The 17,421-nt window shown below is 66.5% G+C and carries 14 protein-coding genes, 3 tRNA genes and 2 pseudogenes; 8 read left to right on the plus strand and 11 right to left on the minus strand.

Annotated elements, in window-relative coordinates; all coding sequences use genetic code 11:
• Window positions 1-911: 911 nt before the first annotated feature.
• From ACFQ79_RS30785 to ACFQ79_RS30800, 4 genes are all read right to left on the minus strand, one after another.
• Complete coding sequence (locus ACFQ79_RS30785) at window positions 912-1,145, minus strand: hypothetical protein (protein WP_383589575.1); 234 nt, start codon at window positions 1,143-1,145, stop codon at window positions 912-914.
• 94 nt (window positions 1,146-1,239) lie between these two features.
• Window positions 1,240-1,737 (minus strand): transposase, encoded by a 498-nt coding sequence (locus tag ACFQ79_RS30790; RefSeq protein ID WP_383589577.1) that lies wholly within the window; start codon window positions 1,735-1,737, stop codon window positions 1,240-1,242.
• Between the two features lie 669 nt (window positions 1,738-2,406).
• Window positions 2,407-3,186, minus strand: coding sequence for a transposase family protein (locus ACFQ79_RS30795; RefSeq protein ID WP_383589623.1), 780 nt, complete (start codon window positions 3,184-3,186; stop codon window positions 2,407-2,409).
• Window positions 3,187-3,552: 366 nt separating this feature from the next.
• Window positions 3,553-3,693 (minus strand): helix-turn-helix domain-containing protein, encoded by a 141-nt coding sequence (locus ACFQ79_RS30800; RefSeq protein ID WP_383589578.1) that lies wholly within the window; start codon window positions 3,691-3,693, stop codon window positions 3,553-3,555.
• Window positions 3,694-4,019: 326 nt separating this feature from the next.
• On the opposite strand from ACFQ79_RS30800, the gene ACFQ79_RS30805 reads away from it, so the two are divergent.
• Window positions 4,020-4,481, plus strand: a complete 462-nt coding sequence (locus ACFQ79_RS30805) for a transglycosylase SLT domain-containing protein (RefSeq protein WP_383589580.1) — start codon at window positions 4,020-4,022, stop codon at window positions 4,479-4,481.
• Window positions 4,482-4,654: 173 nt separating this feature from the next.
• On the opposite strand, the pseudogene ACFQ79_RS30810 reads toward ACFQ79_RS30805, so the two are convergent.
• The 4 genes and pseudogenes from ACFQ79_RS30810 to ACFQ79_RS30825 all read right to left on the minus strand — a co-directional run.
• Window positions 4,655-5,086: pseudogene (locus ACFQ79_RS30810) on the minus strand (transposase); the annotation flags it as partial.
• 370 nt (window positions 5,087-5,456) lie between these two features.
• Window positions 5,457-6,122, minus strand: a complete 666-nt coding sequence (locus tag ACFQ79_RS30815) for a transposase (protein ID WP_383589625.1) — start codon at window positions 6,120-6,122, stop codon at window positions 5,457-5,459.
• Window positions 6,123-6,301: 179 nt separating this feature from the next.
• Window positions 6,302-8,080, minus strand: a complete 1,779-nt coding sequence (locus ACFQ79_RS30820; protein WP_383589582.1) for a S8 family serine peptidase — start codon at window positions 8,078-8,080, stop codon at window positions 6,302-6,304.
• A 186-nt stretch (window positions 8,081-8,266) separates the two neighbouring features.
• Complete coding sequence (locus ACFQ79_RS30825) at window positions 8,267-8,800, minus strand: hypothetical protein (protein WP_383589584.1); 534 nt, start codon at window positions 8,798-8,800, stop codon at window positions 8,267-8,269.
• Window positions 8,801-9,106: 306 nt separating this feature from the next.
• On the opposite strand from ACFQ79_RS30825, the gene ACFQ79_RS30830 reads away from it, so the two are divergent.
• Window positions 9,107-9,718, plus strand: coding sequence for a hypothetical protein (locus ACFQ79_RS30830; protein WP_383589586.1), 612 nt, complete (start codon window positions 9,107-9,109; stop codon window positions 9,716-9,718).
• Window positions 9,719-9,882: 164 nt separating this feature from the next.
• Here the strand turns inward: ACFQ79_RS30830 and ACFQ79_RS30835 are convergent, their stop codons facing one another.
• Window positions 9,883-10,233 (minus strand): STAS domain-containing protein, encoded by a 351-nt coding sequence (locus ACFQ79_RS30835; protein WP_383589588.1) that lies wholly within the window; start codon window positions 10,231-10,233, stop codon window positions 9,883-9,885.
• Window positions 10,234-10,301: 68 nt separating this feature from the next.
• Window positions 10,302-10,535, minus strand: a complete 234-nt coding sequence (locus ACFQ79_RS30840; RefSeq protein ID WP_383589590.1) for a hypothetical protein — start codon at window positions 10,533-10,535, stop codon at window positions 10,302-10,304.
• Between the two features lie 703 nt (window positions 10,536-11,238).
• On the opposite strand from ACFQ79_RS30840, the gene ACFQ79_RS30845 reads away from it, so the two are divergent.
• Window positions 11,239-11,312, plus strand: a tRNA-Ile gene (locus ACFQ79_RS30845).
• A 164-nt stretch (window positions 11,313-11,476) separates the two neighbouring features.
• Here ACFQ79_RS30845 and ACFQ79_RS30850 read toward each other — a convergent pair.
• A tRNA-Leu gene (locus ACFQ79_RS30850) sits at window positions 11,477-11,563 on the minus strand.
• A 775-nt stretch (window positions 11,564-12,338) separates the two neighbouring features.
• On the opposite strand from ACFQ79_RS30850, the gene ACFQ79_RS30855 reads away from it, so the two are divergent.
• The 5 genes and pseudogenes from ACFQ79_RS30855 to ACFQ79_RS30875 form a co-directional block, all read left to right on the plus strand.
• Window positions 12,339-12,411: transfer RNA gene (locus ACFQ79_RS30855), tRNA-Arg, on the plus strand.
• 1,085 nt (window positions 12,412-13,496) lie between these two features.
• Window positions 13,497-13,928, plus strand: a complete 432-nt coding sequence (locus ACFQ79_RS30860) for a hypothetical protein (protein ID WP_383589592.1) — start codon at window positions 13,497-13,499, stop codon at window positions 13,926-13,928.
• Window positions 13,929-14,668: 740 nt separating this feature from the next.
• Complete coding sequence (locus ACFQ79_RS30865) at window positions 14,669-15,148, plus strand: ATP-binding protein (RefSeq protein ID WP_383589594.1); 480 nt, start codon at window positions 14,669-14,671, stop codon at window positions 15,146-15,148.
• A gap of 1,068 nt (window positions 15,149-16,216) precedes the next feature.
• The gene (locus tag ACFQ79_RS30870) at window positions 16,217-16,363 is read left to right on the plus strand and encodes a hypothetical protein (RefSeq protein ID WP_383589596.1); all 147 of its coding nucleotides are present in this window, start codon (window positions 16,217-16,219) and stop codon (window positions 16,361-16,363) included.
• 163 nt (window positions 16,364-16,526) lie between these two features.
• Window positions 16,527-17,421 (plus strand): annotated as a pseudogene (locus ACFQ79_RS30875) (IS5 family transposase); the annotation flags it as partial.

A 17,421-nucleotide genomic window follows, 5' to 3' on the forward strand; every position in this document is an offset into this window, starting at 1 on the left:
GGCACTGAAGCCGATGCCACCCTCGACGGGCTCATCGACCACTGGGCCGACCTCGACGCAGCCTGAACACCAATCCGGCGGCCTTCTGGAGCACCCGGAAGAACTGTGCCAGCGGACGAGCTGCTGCAGGCCTACACCGTGCAGCGGGCGAAGCGGTAACTGCAGTGCTGGTGAGGCATCCAGGTGTTCTCTGCCGCGATGCGACGGGGCTTGGCCTTTGCCATATGTCTGGCCTGCACGCGCTGCGGCGACTCAGCGACCAGGTCTGTGTTGCCGGTACATCCCTGCACCTGGTCGGCCTGCATCCCCGCCTCCGCTTCACCCCCACCCGACTCAACGCATTCTCTCCGTGGACCCCGTCTGTCCTTCAGGGCGGACCTAACCAACGGGGATCGGAGCGGCTCACCAAGGCTGCTGGCCCTGGCCTCGAGCCGCTGGCCTGGTCGGTGTCGGTGTACGCGTGAACGTGGCTCTGGCAAGAACTTCGTAGCCGGAGATCATCTCGGTGACACGGTCAGCCGGTCCGCATAGCGGCGGCGAAGGTGGGCGATCAGAACGACACGGTGACGGAGGAGTGGGACGCCGGCGCGTCTGGCCATCAGGCGTTTCTGCAGCTTGACGTCGGTGATCCGGCCTTCGTTGACGCCGGAGTTGTAGGGGGGTTGAGATTCCCTGCGCAACGGCATGCCGGTCATCGTCAGGGGCTTTGGCAAGGCCGACGAGAGGGGCCAGACCGCTGTTCGTGAGGTCGTTCAGCCAGCCCGGAAGGGGTGTCGCGTCGCGGTTTTCGAGCATGGCGGCGAACCGGCGGACCAGGTCGCGAGTCCGCCTCAATTCCAGGCAGTGGTCGAGGAGCCGGGGCAGGCGCGGTCGTTGATGTGGAGGTTGCGGCGGTGCGGGTGGGTGGTGATTCAGCGGGCGGCTTCACGCGGGGAGGGCGGGCGATCGCGCGGTTCACCCAGAGGCAGGCCCCGTCTGACGGGTGCGACGGCCATCTTCACGCGCTGGTAGTGGCCGGGGTAGCCCTGGGTCTGGAGTTCTTCGCGCAGAATCTTCGCGCTGTGCTGTCCCTGGTCCCAGCGTTGTTGCAGGTAGTCGAGGTAGGGGTCCAGGGTGGAGGGCTTGCGGGGCGGGCGGCGCTTCACCTCCTGCCAGGTGAGGGCCTGGGCGCATTGCTGACCGTGCGGCGGTCCAGGCCGAACTCGCGGGCCACGGAGCTGTGGCTCCGGCCGGTGCGGGTCAGGGTTCGAACGGCCTCGAACAGCCGTCGGGCGTGGCGTGCGGCCCTGGTGTCTTCCGCGGTGTTCCCGGTGGTCTCCTCCGCTGATGCGGGACGCTCTCGCCGGCCGGGGGCAGTGCTGCGGGCAGGCAGCCGCAGTGTGCGGAGGCGATGTCCTGGACGCGGCGGGAGAGGCCCTGCCAGAGATGGAAACGGTCGCTGACCTGCACTGCACCGGGGGCTCCGCCCGCAATGCCCTGCCGGTAGGTGAGGGAGCCATCGCGGCAGGCGACCTCGACACCGGGATGCTCGCGGGGCCAGCGGCTGAGCTGTTCTGCGTCGCGTCCTTCCCAGAGCGTGAGCGGGAGGCGGGTGGTGGCGTCGACCAGGAGGGTGCCGTAGGTGTCGCCGTAGAGCGCGAAGTCGTCCATCCCCAGCACCCGGGGTGTCTCCAGCGGCGGGAGTGGCACCCGCATCAGCTGAACCAGGACGGTGCACCGCGAGAGCCTGATGCTCAAGGTCCGCAGTATCCGGGCACCGCCCCGGCCCGCCAGCACCACACCGACGTCCTCCACCAGGCGCTGCAACTGCGGTGTCCGCCGTTGATAGCGCACGGTCAGCCCCGCTATCTGTTCGGCGAAAGTCACCTTCGGGCACGTCGCGTTCTTGCAGTACAGACGTCGTACGGACAAGTCGATGCCCACAGGCCGCCTGCCGGCGAGAGTGACGTCGGCGAGGCGGCGTACATAGCGGCTGTGGCGCCACTCACTGAGCCGGCCGCAACCCGTACATCCTGTGGGAACACCGGACCTCGTACGAGCGTGAATCGCCACACCAGCATCAGAGACATCAACCGAAACGACCAGCACATCGACTAACTGCGATAGCAGCATGGTCAGTTCAAAGAGCACAGCGACAGGCTGCCCGCTATGCGGACCGGCTGACCGTGTCACCGAGATGATCTTCGGCTACGAAATTCTTGTCAGAGCCACATTCTCGCGTACGCCGACAGTCGGCCGCGCACAGGCGGGAGCCCTCTGTTGCACTGCCCAGCGGGACATGCCCCGGGAGCGAAGCAACTTCTGCCCTCGCGCAATCATGGAGCTCGCCCTCAGGCAGAGCTATCGAGCTGGTGCGTGAGGTGTGGCCACTGCTGGGTGACATGATCTGGATGTGGCGGTCATGGTCTACCGGACGGTTCTCGTCCACTGAGCTTCTTCAGCGTGCAACTCCAGTGTGAGGACGGCCTTGGCGATTGACGTCATGCGGTTGGGGCTGCAGCGGGACCTGCGGAAGATCCGCCAGGACTTCAGGCGGGCGACGCCGCGTTCGACGGGTGCGCGTGCTGCGGCCAAGGCACGGTTGCGGGTCTTGTCGGTGGGGGTCAGTTCCTGCAGGGGCCTGCGTTTGATGCCCGTGGTCAGCCACGGACCAGCGCCCTGGTAGGCGAGCTCGGCCACGATAGGAACGCCCTGGCGCTCGCAGTTCCGGATGATGCGGTGGGTGCGGGCGGCGGTCAGGTCGTGGGTGCGGCCCGGCAGGGCGGGCGAGAGCCACAGCAGCCGCCCGTCGGGATCGGTAACGGCCTGCACGTTCACGCCGTGGCGGCGGTGCTTGTGCGAGTAATCGGCCCGGCCGTCGCCGGCCCGGTCGCATTCGGCGAGGGCGCCGTCGAGCAGGACGAAGTCGGGTTCGTGGTCGCGCAGCGTCTTGAGCAGGCCCGGTGCACGTGCGGCGGGCAGGTTGAGGACCGCGCTGGTGTAGGCGTGGGCGGTGGACTCGCTGATGCCGAGCCCGGCGGCGGTCTTCGCCAGAGTGGTGTGTTCGCGCAGGTGCACCAGTGCCGCCATCGCGCGTTGGGACGGGCGGAGCTTGCGGCGTCGACCGCTCTCACGGGTGACGATCAGCATGGTGACCCACTCCACGAGTGCATGCGGCAGGTTGAGTGCGGCAGGATGGATGACCAACGAGGCCACCGAGCAACGTGATTGAGACTTCAGACATCTCGATCAACAGCCCGGGGGCCTCGCTCGATGCGCTTCACGGACCGTCACCCGATCGGTGGCCACATCGAAGAAGCTCAGTAGGTGAACAGGGATTCTCCGTCCTCGTGTTTCTCTGTTTGAGGAGCTGGCCGGTCCGAGGCGGGCGTGGTCGGACCGTCACGAAGTGCGGGGCCGTGTCAGGCAATGGGTGACGGGAGCCAGCGTCTGGTATCGGCTCGTGCCCGTTGACCGCCTGGTGGCCAGGATGGTCGGTCTGCGGCACGCTCTGCTACATGCGGTGCCGGAGAGCCCGGATGCCACGGCGATGCATGGTGGCCCGGCCTCCAATCACACGTGATGGGCAAACCGTATGGAGCGGCCAGCGGCCTGGGCCAGTTCACGGATCACGGCCCCCTGCTCATAGAGCGCTCGCACCGCGAGATCGCACTCGTCCCGGATGTCAGCCCAGTAGTGCTTGCCCTTCTCCATGCATGCCGTCTCGCACTGATAATCTGCGGTTTATCTGTACAGCACGAATTCACCTGCCCGATTCATTTCCCTCAGGAGTGAATTACTTGCCAATAAAGGTCTTGAATAATTTGCTTAATTAATGAAAAGCGAAGACGAAATCAATGGGTGGCTGAAATGATCACAACCTCAGAAGCTGGGCGGCAGTGAGAAGTTCCACGCACCTGCCCTCCGATCGGAGCGTTAGGTGCATCACTTACGAGGCATCTGAGTAACTCTTCCTCATGGCGCACAGTCGGCATCCCGGTCGAATCGTCTTTCCAGCTCATTGCAGGAAGGACACATCGATGCGAAGCCTGACAAGCCTGGGGCAGATAGCAAACACAGCCGTCCGGCGTATGGTCGTGCCCCTGGTCGGCCTCTCGCTGGCAGTCGGCACGACGGCCGTCGCGGCACCGCAAGCGAATGCCGCAACGGACAGTCAGCGGAGGCTCAATGGATGGATCAACCACTCGCTCACCGTCATGCGCGCCAATGGAATTCCCGGAAGCTACGCCGCGATCCATAAAACCATAATGCGAGAATCAAGCGGAAATCAGTACGCGATCAACCTGTGGGACTCCAATGCGCGCGCCGGCATTCCGTCCAAGGGGCTTATGCAGGTAATTGACCCGACCTTCCGTGCCTACCATGTCAAGGGCACCTCCTGGAACATCTACGACCCCATCGCAAACATCACTGCCGCCTGCAACTACGCCTGGCATCGCTACGGAACGATCAACAACGTCGCCCACAGAGTCAACTACTGACCGGCAATCTGCAGTGGATTACCAGCCGTGGCGCCTGGACTGAGAGAACCTGTCAGACGCTCACTGAGCTTCTTCAACTCGGGTTCGGCCGGAGGCGCTCAGGAGGGTCTGACCTGCACAGACACTTCAGGTGGGTCACCCGATCGGTGGGCAAGCTGAAGAAGCTCACGAAGACGGCCACGGGCACCTGCATAGGCCAGGAAGACCCCGACCTGGCAGTTCTCCGTGCGGCCTGCGGTTCGGGAATATTGCCGCTGGACACCGGCTGACTGTACACCCTTCTTCAGGAATCCGGTGTCATCGACGATCAGCACCGCGTCCCGGTCGCCGAGATGTTCCACGACATACTCACGCACGTCGTCGAGGACTTCCTCCGCGTCCCGCTCGATCCGGTTCAGCAGCCGGTGGAACCGGTCCGGACCCGCATGACCGGCCTCCTCCGCCAGCGCCCAGCCGTTCTTCCGCTCGAGCGGAGCGATCAACCCCCGCATATACGCCAGTGTCGACTCACGCGGCTCCGACCTGGCGAACCGATGCGCGAACCGCTCATGCAGAGCATTCAACTCGCCAACCCACGACCGGGAATCAACAAGAACCCCACCCATGAACAACCCAACGACCGACCTGTCCAACCGCCACGGCAAAGACCGTTGCAGTACTAATACTCCAGCAGCGGTTCTCCGTTTGCTCTGGTCAAGGGCCTGAGTGTGGGGAGTGTAGTGCTGTGGAACCGGGGGTGGGGCGGTCTTTCGCGGACCGTCCCACCAACGGGTGGCCGCGCCGCATGTAATGACAGTGGCGTGCGTTGGCCTGGTGGTGGCGGCGCCACCGTGACCATCTCATGGCATGGCTGTGGTCCGGAGGGTGGTGGCGGGGGCCAACTGCCAGCAGACGGCGGATCTCTGCTGGTGTGAGGTCCACGAGGTCGGGTGTGTCCCGGCTGGCACCCCCCTTTTTCGCGTTCCTGGCCAGCCATCACTGCCAGGAACGCGTGGGCGGGCATGGCGAGCGTGATGTGCCGGTACCAGCCCACGCAGCGGCGGACCTCGTACTGGTCCAGGCCGCACTCGTTCTTCGCGCTCTGGAAGCACTCCTCGATCTTCCAGCGGCATCCTGCGACGCGGACAAGGCCGCCGAGGGTGGCTTCCAGGGGTGCGCAGGCAAGGCAGTAGGCGATCTCACCGGGTCTGGTGATGCTGTGGCGGGCCAGCATCCAGTGCTGTCGGGTGGGTTGGTCGCCGCCGGACTCCCCGGCGGCCGGCAGGCGGCCGCCCAGTCGTAGAAGCGCTCACCTTTTGCTCCTCTTCCGGCGGACAGGCGTTGCCAGGCCTCTGGCGGGGCCTGGCCGACGAGATGGTCGATGCGCGGGCCGTGGACCTGCTGTGACTTGGGCACCGCCACGACGTGGGACAGGCCGGCTTCCTCGGGGAAACGTCGGAAGCGGGGGTCCTGTCCGTAGGCGGAATCGGCTGTTACCCAGGCGACCGGCAACGGGGAGGCGAGCGCCCGCGTGATCACGTTCCGGGCCAGCTCGCCCTTCGTGGCAAAGACGCGCCCGTCGGGGATCCGGGCGGATCGGCATCGGTCCCGGTCCTCGGTCCAGGACCTGGGCAGGTAGAGCTCACGGTCGACCCGCTTCATTGAACTGGCCAACGGGGAATCGGATCTGGCGGCGTACTTCACGGCAGCGTCTGTCGAGCTGCGCGCGGTCCCCTCTGCACCTGGGAAGAGGAACAGGCCGTGAGAGGTCCGTGCCTGGCGCGGGAGGTATCGGGGCGCGCCAGGCACGGAGTTGTGCGGCGGTGATGTCACCGCTGGTTTCAGGCCTGCGGATAGCCGACGGCAGTGAACGGCTGTTCGGCGGTCGGGTCGTACCACCAGGTGGTGGTGATGCCCAGCGCGGTGGGGGCATCGGCGACGCCGACGCCGGTGCGGGCCGGGTTGGCGCCGAGGACGGGGCGGCAGGCGCTGCGCAGGAGGGTGTGGAGCAGGTTGGTACGGGCAGGCGTACGGGGCATAGCGTGGCTGCGCAGTTGGTCATGATGGGCGAGCAGGAGGGCGGCGAGGCCGGTGACATGAGCGGTGGCGATCGCTGTGCCATCGGCCGGGGTGTAGCCGCCGCCAGGTGCTGTGGTGATCACGGCGGTTCCGGGAGCTGCGATGTCGACGCCGGCGCCGGTGGCGGTGAACGGGGCTGGGTAGGGGCCGGGCCACGGCGGCTGGACCATGGTGTGGCTGTCAGCGGGGTGGGTGCCGGTGTGTGTGAGGGCACCGACGGCGAGGACGTGGGGCAGTGCGGCGGGGTGGGTGAGAGGACCTGCGGTGTCGCCAGCCGGAGCAATGACCGCAGTCCCGGCGGCGTGCGCATCCATGAGTTTCCAGGCGACCAGCTGGGACGGTAGGGGGTAGGCGAGGTTGATTTGTGCGATGTCGATGGTGTGGGCGATGCAGTAGTCGACTGCTTCGAGCAGGTCGCTGACGTGTCCGCCGGGGAAGAGTTTGAGGGAGTGGAGTTCGGCTTCGGCGGCGATGCCGGTGATTCCGGTGCGGTTATCGGCCGCGGCGATGATTCCGGCGCACCAGGTGCCGTGCCCGGTGGCATCGGTGTGCCAGGTCCTCTCCCCGACCAGGCGGGTGAAGTCATATCCGGTGTGAACGGCGTCTTTCAGGTCGGGGTGGGTGATGTCTACGCCGGAATCGAACAAGGCAATCTTGATGCCGTGGCCGCGGTAGGTGGGCGGGAGCTGGTGCAGCCGCATCGCCTGCGCACCCCAGCCGGTGACTGCCTGGCCGGGAAAGCCCTCGAACGTCTCCGCCAGCGCCGTGAGTTCTACGGTTGCCTCCGCGCCGTCGCCCAGGCGGAGATCCAGGCGCAGCGGCCAGTAGTCACCGGCCGGGCGGATGTACAAAGCCTGCAACGTGGCCACGCTGTCCGCGGCTAGGGCGAGCTCGGCCCTGCCGTCGGAGCCGGTCACAGCATGGGCGGTGGCGCCGGTCCCGATGGCCCACACATGAGCATTTGGTACCGTCTCGCCGGCACTGCCCTTGACCAGCACACTCAGCCGCTCGGGCTCTGCGAGCGGCACGCAGAGCGCCGGATCGGTCACCGGTGCGGACGTGCCCAGGCCGCCTGGCACCCAGGAGGCGGGTGTGTAGGACAGGGGCTGGTCGAGCTCGACGACAACCTGCGGGTTTGCTGCCAGCGCGCGGGCGCGCTCTTCGGTCATCATCACCACTGCGACCGGCGGGCACGCTGGACGGGGTTCCGTAATTGCCCCCAGCCCGCGCGAACGTGACGGACGCACCTGTGCGACAGGTTTCACGTCCGGGTCCTCTTCCAGCAGCATGAACAGTGCCGCAGCCTCGATCGGCGGCACTCCGCCCGCTAGCAGACCCAGCGGGCGTGGCGCGACCAGATACTGGCCCCACCCCACCCGGCTGTCACGAGACCCAGCAGGATAGGACTGCGGCCACTCACTCTGCATGCCAGGCCGGCTCACCGGCTCGCCGGTCCGTCCGGCTGCCGAGCTCCGCCCGTCCTGGGACTTCACGTCCTCGTCACCATTGCCCGGCTTTACGCTGCCGCCCTGCTCACTCATTACCCAACCGCCATCTGAAGAGTTGTGTCGTTCGTTGCACGCGTCGGATATCACCGCTGGTGGGAGCGGGCGTGGCACCGCTCCCACCAAGGCCGGTACCGCCGCGGGCTCTCGTCATTGCGTGGCGGTACCGTTGGCCGGGCGGACCGCTGCGGGGGATAGACAGCGGTCCGCCCGGCCTGTTTCTCACATGGTCCAGGGCATCTGGCCGTAGTGATGCTGGGGGACCGGGGACTGCCCCTGCCCCTGGATCTGGCCGAACTGGCTCTGCTGCTGCATGCCGGGGAACTGGCCGGGCTGCTCCTGCTGGCCCATCTGGCCCTGGCCGGTGATCTGCGCGAGCGCGGCGTGCACGATCGGGGCGATCCGGCGGGCGCACTCGGACAGCACCTGGCTGAACGCGTGCGTCGGGATATGCCCCTGCGCCTGGATCCCCATCAGGATCTGCGGATCCATCCGCAGCTGCTCTACCACCGCGGACACTGCGGTCGCCGAACAGCGCAGTGCCAGCTCCGTCACCAGCATCGGCAGCTGCTGCATGCCCTGCCCCTGCACAGCGAGCGGCTGCTGCTGGCCGAACTGCCCCTGACCCTGTTGGGTCCAGGGCTGCTGGCTGGGGGCCTGGAGACCGAGCCCCCAGGGCTGTTGCGCGGGCATCTGCTGGCCGTAAGGCTGCTGGGACTGGGGCTGGCTGAACTGCTGGGGGGTATAGACGGACATGCGGGACTCCTCTTTGAGTCTTGCGGGGGACTGCAGGCGGAACGGTGTCACCGGACACTGACTCTGCCGACGTGCAGAGCAGATCACTAACCGGCCAAGAGTGCATTCCGGGACTTACCTCTCAAGATACGTACGTGGCTGCGATCTGCTGCTAGCGACACACATGCCTGCATGGCTGTCCAGGTCACATGTCTCAGGTGTGCATTTCTTGCCGGGAGTGGCCGGGGTGGGGTGGCCGGGGTGTGTTGGCGGGGTCATGCTGGGAGGATGAGTGGGCACCTGTCCTCGGCTGCCTCGCCTGGCGCTGTGCCGGTGCTGCTGTCGCCGATGCTCGGTGTGATCGGCGAGCTGCCTGGGGCGGACACGGAGGCCGAGTTTGCGTATGAGGCGCTGTGGAATGGCGCCCGCGTGCTTGCCCATCTGCCGGGTGACGGCAGCATGCGTCTGCTGTCAGCCGCAGGCATGGATGTCACTGCCCAGTACCCGGAGTTCCAGGTGCTGCCGGGAATGCTGCCCGTGCCGGAATCGGTACTCGACGGGGAGATCATCGTCCTGGACGAGGAGGGCCGTCCGTCAGTGGAAGGCCTGCAGCAGCGGATGAGCCTGCACCATCCTGAGGCGGTTGCCCATGCCCTGGAAGACCTGCCTGTCCAGCTGATGGTCTTCGACATCCTGTACCTGGGCCAGCCGGTTGTCCAACTGCCTTACACCTCAAGGCGGGATCTCCTTGATGACCTTGCTCTGGCCGGTCCCGGCGTTGCGGTTCCTGCGGCATGGCCCGCACCTGCTGCCCAGGCGTTCGAGCAGACCCGTGCTGAGGGTTATGACGGTGTGGTCGCCAAACGGCTCTCCAGCCCCTATCTTCCGGGCCGCCGCACCCGTGACTGGATCAAGATCAAGCACCTGATCCCGTACTGACCCCGGGCAAGCGGGTCCGGCCAAGGCTCCCGCCGGCCGGTGGCTGCGCCCACGGCAGAGGGCCCGGCCGACGGGCGGTGCTGTTCCTCTCGTCGTGAACATCGTCCCTGCGGCGGTCGCCGAAGTGCTTCCCGGACTGCCGGGAGAACGCTGCTCTGCAGCGCTCAGGTGCTGCCGACAGGAAACTCACGAACGGGCATGCCACGTGGATCGGTCGGTTCCACGGGCAGGGCGTGAGGAACGCAGCGCAGCAGCCGTGCAAGCTGAGGCGATACGTTACGGATAGCCAAGGCAGTGCCGTATGCGCGGGCGGTCTTCTGCACGGTGATCAGGGCGCTGAGGCCGGCGCAGTCACAGAAGCCGAGTCGGCGCAGGTCGATGATGACCTGCTCGTGCCGGTGAACGGTGTCGAGGAGCGCCTGGCGGATGTGGGGCGCGGTGGCGATGTCGAGCTCGCCGGTGACGGACGCGACTGCCTGGTGGCTGTCACGGGTCAGGAGGATGTGAGCACTCATCCCGGGCCTCCCTGCCGGAGATGGCTGGCCGTCCCGCGGTCGCCGGGTGGTGCCCGGCTAGGGGTATGTCAGCCGAAGAGGTCGCGGACGCGCAGGGTGCGGATCTTGCGTCGGCGCTGGGGGCCGTTGAGGCCGGCCGGCGCCGTAAGGGGGGCGGTGGGTTCCCATTCGGCATGGTAAGCGGCCCAGAAGTCATTCCACGCGGCGGTTTCGGTGGGGCCGTGTCCGCTGACATGAGTGCTGGGGCAGGTGACGGTGTAGCCGTCGGGGGTCAGCTGGACGGACACGCCGGTGTTCGGCATCACCACCACCTCCATACGGGGTTGTGCGGTGCGATAGTGCCCTTCAGTGTGCCAACCCCCGCCGTCATATACCAGCCCAAACCAGTGCCTGGTGTCGGGCAGACGCCTGATACCCCGGTCATGTGCTAACGCGGGATGTGAGCGATGCAAGACCGAGGCGGCACGTGCGCGTGCAGCAGGCGTTCGGGCTGGATGATCTCCCATGCTCGGCTGGACGCCCGGCGGGCTGGCAACCCGTTCTTCGACCGCGCCCTGACAGACGAGTCCTGCACCCGGACCGTGTACGCCAGCCGGGGCTGCTGTTCCTCGCGTAGCCGTACGCTCGCGACCGCACTGTCGTGTCTATCTGGCGTTCTTCGCTCCGGTTGGGGAGAGTGCCTGGCTCGTCCTGCTGCCGCACCACCAGGCCCATTGCAGCCTCGCCAAGGCGCAGGAAGCGGCCGAGAATCTGACGCGCCTGGGTCTCCATGTGTGTCTCCAGACGCAGCACCCGTATCCGCCGCGCCCTCGTCACCCCGCCTGCCGGATCGGACATGCCCTGTCCTGGCCCCGCACCGGACTCCGGCACACGCAGAGCGCGGCACCGCACATCCCTGGCTGTTCTGGCCAGCAGCACGCACAGGCATACCTCCGTGGCCAGCCGTATTCCGGTGCTTGGGGCTCCGCAAGATATCGAACCGGACGCATGCTCTAATCGAACGGTGGGGTGGTAGCTCAGCTGGTCAGAGCAGCGGACTCATAATCCGTCGGTCGTGGGTTCAAGTCCCACTCACCCCACAAACAGCCTCCGCCTGCTACGGGCTTGGCTCCCCTGGGCTGCCGGGAGTTCCGACCCGGCCCGGCAGCGGGGCCTGCTCGCGGCTTCAGCTGCACCCGCGTCCTGCCCGGGTGAGTTCAGCCATGCGGACGGGGCCCGGCAGTATGGGCCGGTTGAGGGGTAATGGTAGGAGTGGAGGGAGTCGAACCCTCACGCCGCTAAGGGCACCGGGACTTGAATCCGGCGCGTCTGCCAGTTCCGCCACACTCCCGTATCTGTAGCTGGGCATACGGTACCTCGCCCGCTCTTGCTGCTGTCCATCTGACGGCCTCGGGCCCAAAGTGAAGCGTATGTCTCATGGCTGTCCACGGTGCCGTTCGGAGCCTCGTTGCCCCACCGGTTTCCGGTTGCCATCGGCCAATGTGAACAGGCAGGTGGACAGGGCTGAGCAGCCGAAGACGAGATCGATGGCCGCGGCGGACTGGGTGGGCGACTGAGTGCGAGCACCCGGAGGCGGAAACGCGGCCGGGGTGAGGCCGCAGGTCCGCACTGTGCCCGGAGACCAGCTCCACCCGGATCGACCGCCCAATACATGCCGCGAGCACAGCCCCTTTACGCGGCAGGTCCCGAGCCATCCGTGCCCGGCGACGCCTGCGGCGGGTGCTCTGGCCGAGACGTTTCCCAGAGCACCCCCACGGGGGCTATCTGCAGCCGGAAAGTACGAGGCCCTGGACCTGGGCGGCTGAAGGGGAGCTTCCACTCGCCAGGTCCAGGGCTTGTGCCGGAACCGGCACCGCAGCACTGACCCCTGGGGTGTCGCCGCCCAGGGCTCACTGTGCTACCTCGCGCCAGCGAGCATACTGAGTGGAAGGGGCATAACAGAGTGCGCCACGCCGCGGACTTAAGGCGCCCGCCCGCAGCTTGTCGGTCACCCTCTATCACTGTGGCGGTGCTGGCCGTTAACCTGCCGGTATGCCAGACCGGGATGGCCGTCGCGCTGCGGGCGTAGCATCTTGAAGGCCATGTGGCAGTGTTATGGCAGCACGGCTCCCGTAGCTCAGCGGATAGAGCGGACGCCTTCTAAGCGTCTGGCCGCAGGTTCGAGTCCTGCCGGGAGCACTGTCTTTGGCCCATGGCTGGGCAGTTTGCGCAAGCCGACCAAACGCCCCTTTGAGAGCCCGGGAGTAGGCACAAGGGAGCTCGTTTGGTATAAGGGGTCGGCCGCAGCAGGCCTCCCTGCCGGCGGTCACGTATTGCGTGACCGTCGGCATACTTATCAGAGGCGGACACCAGACACGTATCTCAGCTCGCCACGTGGCGTCCGCCGTCATGGGTGCAGTGACTTCAGGAGGGCGTTTAGCCGTCCTGAGCCCAGGGACCGGGCGGCGTCGCATTCGGTGCAGGCTGCTGCGCGTAGACCCAGTCGAGGGTCTGGTTGCTGGGGATGCACCCGGCGACGTGGAGAAGGATGGCGCCTGGGTATCCGGGGCGGTGGGGCAGATACGTCCGTGGGCTGGCTTTTTCGTGGCAGGCCTTCTGGCGGGGGCAGGCAATACGTGGCATCCCGATAGACACTCCAGGTTTGGCGGGGCTGTGTGGGGGCTGCCCAAGGCGCGGTGCTTGATGGTCCCGATCTGGTAGTGCCAACCGTCCTGCTGTTGTCGCCGGGTGCGGAAGCTGAGCCCGGACTTCCCGGCCTTCCGGGGGCACGGCGAGGACTGGCAGCCCTGGAGTGCCCTGACGACCGCGCTGCCTCCCGGGCCTAGCCAGCCTTCAGAGCTGGCTATCAGGAGATTGGGGGCCGAAAGGGAAGGCGGCCCGTAGTTACCACTCAGGGTGCACATCGTGGCTGTCGTAGCGGGAACCTGCTGCGGTGATCCAAGGCCTGAAACGACCTGGCCCGGATGCCTCGTGCGCGTAGCTCACCGGTTCCTCTGTCTCGTCAGTGAGGATGACGGCCCCTGCCTTCTGTGCGCAGCGCAGGGCGTGTGTCCAGTGCCGCCCGCGATGACCGGTGCGATAGTCGGGGACCTTGCATTGAGTCATTGGCTCTCACCGCCGTGCCATGGCTTCGCGCGCATCCGTACAGAACGGAGGGGGGTGTTGGATATCCGATCGGATCTGAGCGCACAAAGATACCCGGTTCATATAGTTCTGGACATATTGGTTCCTGGGGCGTCCGTGTCGGCACTGGATTCGGTCAGTTGCGGCAGGTCGCCGCAGTATGGAGAAGCGATGACGTCGAGCGCCTAGTCCTCCTCTACAGCAGCGACGCCGACACCCGGGCACAGGTCCGGTTGGCCGTCGGCCGCAGTCTCGCGTCCGGCGTTCCACCGGTCGTGTTCGTTGAGTGCGCAACTCTTCCCGCGGTCCTGCTGGTACTGGATACAGGCCGGATCGATGCCTGCGTGCTGGACGGCGAGACGGTCCCCGTTGGCGGCATGGGCGTGTGCTGGCAGATCAAGAACGAGGTCTTCCAGTGTCCACCAGTCCTGCTCCTGATCGGCCGGCCGCAGGATGCATGGCTGGCCACCTGGAGCCACGCCGACGCTGTGAACACCCTGCCCGTGGAACCGGTGGAACTCGCCGCATCCCTCGCCGCACTGCTACGCACGCCACGCTGGACCCGCCCGTGAAATGCTTCCGCTGCATGCCTGCGCGGGGTCGCCGAGCGTCCCCGGGGTGCAGTTGCAGCTGATCAGGGCGGCCGCTGGCATCAACGGCACGCACCGGAATGATGTGCATGCGCATAGCCGAAGGATTCTGCGTCCGGCCTTCGCCGCACTTGGTGTGCCACGCTCGCTGGAGCCGACCGCCCGGTCTGCCGTTGGCGCGCCAGGCGGCATCATTGATGTTGCGGCTTGGATAGTGCTGGTTGCGGGCTCAGAGTTCTTGAGGTGTGACTGATGGCGACGGGGCCTGGCCTGGCTGTTCGCGCCTCCACGGCCCCTTTGCAGTGTGCGGGGCAGCATCCTGGCTGCCAGGGTGCTGCCCTTGGCGGGGCAGGTGTTCTCGAGCGTGGGCCGTCCATGGCCGGGCGGGCACTGTCTCAACGCTCACGAGGCCAGTGTTCACCGGTGATCCCGGAAGGGGAAGGGGGAAGGATCGGCTTGAGTCCGTCACGCACTTGGCGACGCAGAGCCCACCAGAGTGCCCTGCATACTCTTCCCCGCGTTCCGTGTCTGGGAGCGGGGCTTTTAGGTTGGGTGAATGAGCGGAGGCTGACTGCCGATGATGCAGACAGGTACACAATCACCCCAGTTGCCCGTTATGCCGGTTTAGGTATTGCTTGCTCAGGGGCTCTGCGCCGTGTGGGTGTGTGCTGGATGTAGTCAGAGAAGGTTTCCGATCCCGCACTGGACAGGCAGTGATCCTGATGACGACGACCACGATCTTCCCGGGAGGGCGGCAGCAGGACTCCACGCTGCGGTCCGTGTCGGCCGGCGGGCGCGTGTTCGGTCTTCCTCTGGAGCACGGGCCGCTTGCTCCGGCTGCTGCACGTCATGCTGCGCGTCCTGTTCTGGAGGCCTGGGGGCTGGACGGGGACCGGGTCTACGACGTGCTGCTGGTGGTCTCTGAACTGGTCACCAATGCTGTCACTCATGCCATGCCCCCGGTCGCCCTGCACCTGTACTCCGCCACAGACGACTCGGGCCGTGTCCAGGTCCACGTCACTGACGGCGGTCCCCGCGCCGAAGCCGGCCCTCCTCCCGGAAGCTGGGCGGCTTCCCGCTCAGGTGCTGAACACGGCCGTGGCGATGTGATCGTCACCGCTCTGGCCGGTGTCACCGGAGCAGGCCCTGAAAGCGGTCCCGGCGGGCTCATCGATCACTGGGCTGACCTCGGCGCAGCCTGAGCATCTGCCAGGCATTCTGGGCGTGATCAGTGACCTCGACTCCGACTACGCCGCCTGCTCGGGCGATTCCTCGGTCGGCACGGGGGCCTCGCGCCCTCCTCGTAGTCCGGCACCCGGTGGAGCGAACAATGGTCCCTCAGGCGCCGGGACCGTCATGGGCTTCGCCTCTCGGTGCGGGACGTCCTGTCGGCGTGCATGTGAGAGCATCGATCCGGCGGCTGCCGGCGGGAACTCGTGCCCTGTGGATCTTCGCAGCCGAACGACCAGGCATCCGGGATTAGGCGCAAAGGCCCGAACTACCCGGTCAGGTGCTGCAAGGCTCGGCTGGACAGATCCATCAGGGATGGCAGGCAGCAGGTGAAGCTCCTGGCAGACACGGTGATCTCGGTTCAGAATCCTTCCGCCAGGAGCCTCGCCAGCCGGGTAGAACGGTTCAGGCTAGCGACATGGTTGCGTGACCCAGCTCATGGCTAACCAGCGGAGCGGCGTCTTGGTGAGTACGGGCGTTGATCAAGACTTCGGCGTCCGTGTCTTCAGCTGCCATCTTCTGCAGTTCCTCTAGATTCAGCATTTCTTTGCTCGCATTTCTCTGGACATTCGGTAAAGAGGCCATCATGGATCTTTATTTGGGCTTGATCCAGAGTATTTATTACTTGACGCCTGCCCGCGATCGGTCTCGTCGTCGACTGTGCCTGGTTGGTGCGGGGTGCCAGGCCGCCCGCACTCGGGAGTGGCCCTGCTCTGGCAACGAACTTGGAACGCCATTCGTGGATTCGGCGAGTGATATCCAGCGATCTTCGCAGCGGACGGCGCGGCCGGGATGGCTGGGCAGATCCTGAGGTCCGCTGAGGGCTTGGCCCGCTCGGCGGACGCCGGTTTCGTCGCGGCGGCGGTCGTTTACGCTTCTCTTGTTCGGTGAGGATCTGGAGCAGCAGCTTGACGTCCTTCTTGTCCGGTTTCAGGCAGTCCGGCCTTGCTGTGCCGGGCGAACACGGAGGACAGCCGACTGCCCGCTACGGCCGTCGTGAACTCGTTCGCCAGTGCCGGGGCGGGATCGAGCTCTCGCTCATGGACCCTGCATGGGCGCTGCCCGGCGACGGCATCTCCCCGTTCGGGAGCAGCTGGGACGAGGCCGCCGAACCCTCGCTGCTGGCGGTGCATGGGGATCACACCCTCCTCGGCCCCGTGGTCCCCCTGCCGCCCCGATCCTCATGACCATCACAGGCTCCGCTGGCTACACGGACTCAGATGGAGACAGGCCCGCTGGCCTGCCATGTGGCACCTCGTCGTCGACCACGCCGTAGGGCCTGTGTGATGTCGTGATCAGTTGCCGGGTTCTGGGCTCTTCGTGGGGTGGAACCCCGGTAGGACTGTGGGGGTGACGCGTAGGCAACTCGCCCATGCTCAGTGGAAGCTCATCGGGCCGTATCTGCCGATCGGCAGATACGGCCCGTATCCGGAGCGTTTGCGGGAGCAGTTCGAGGGGGTGGTCTGGCGGTTCCGCTCCAGCGGTCAGTGGCGGGAGATGCCTGCCGGGTCCGGTCCATGAACCACCGTCTGCGGACGTTTCCGCGTCTGGCGGGACGCCGGTGTGTTCACCGCCCTGCTGGAAGGCCTGACCGCTCAGGCAGCCCGCGCGGAGCAAACAGACTTGCCGCTGGTCAGCGTGGACTCCACTACGGTCCGCGCCCACCACGACGCCGCGGGGCTCCGCGTCAGCAAGCACCTCATGCCGGCCCTGGAGGAAGCCGCGCAGGAGCAGGAGACAGCCCGGCAAAAAAAGGGGTGGCACGGAGGAACAGAACGGACAGGACGAGCGCCGGCATATCCGGCACCGGCGCAAGATCCCGCTGAAGCAAGCCCTGCCCGGCCGGTCCCGGGGCGGCCTCACCAGCAAGATTCATCTCGCGGCGGACCGCAGATGCCGTCCGCTCGCGTTCGTCCTGACCGCCGGGCAGGCCGCGGACAGTCCGCAGTCCATCCCCGTGCCCGAGAAGGTGCGAGTCCGTCTGCCGGCCGGCCGTCCCCGCACCAGACCCGGCGCAGTCGCCGGCGACAAGGCCTGCTCATCGCACGCAAACCGCCGCTACCTGCGGAAACGCAACGTCACAGCAGTCATCCCGGAGAAGAAGGACCAGGCCGCGAACCGCAAGAAGAAGGGCTCACGGGGCGGCCGGTCCATCAGCCACGACGCCGGCCTCTGCAAGGAACGGAACACCGTCGAACGCCTGATCAACAAGCTGAGAGCCCGGCGAGGCATCGCCACCCGCTAT

Source organism: Streptomyces sp. NPDC056480, from assembly GCF_042795405.1.
In the GTDB taxonomy this organism is placed as follows: Bacteria; Actinomycetota; Actinomycetes; order Streptomycetales; family Streptomycetaceae; genus Streptomyces.